The organism is Confluentibacter sediminis (assembly GCF_003258355.1).
Lineage (GTDB): Bacteria > Bacteroidota > Bacteroidia > Flavobacteriales > Flavobacteriaceae > Confluentibacter > Confluentibacter sediminis.
In genome coordinates, this window is record NZ_QKPO01000053.1 from 1 (window position 1) to 211 (window position 211).

Here is a 211-nt window from a genome sequence, read left to right on the forward strand (position 1 = left end):
GTTGCTTGCAAGGGCGTATGGTGGATGCCTTGGCAGACAGGACCGATGAAGGACGTTTGAGGCTGCGATATGCCTCGGGGAGCCGCCAACAGGGCTTTGATCCGAGGATTTCCGAATGGGGGAACCCACCGACCGTCATGGGTCGGTACCGGCTTCGGCCGGGGGGTACGCAGGGAAGTGAAACATCTCAGTACCTGCAGGAAAGGATATT

General features: G+C 58.8%; 1 rRNA gene. It reads left to right on the forward strand.

The annotated features are described in order from the left end of the window. Positions 1-211 (forward strand): 23S ribosomal RNA (locus DKT72_RS18940); the annotation flags it as partial.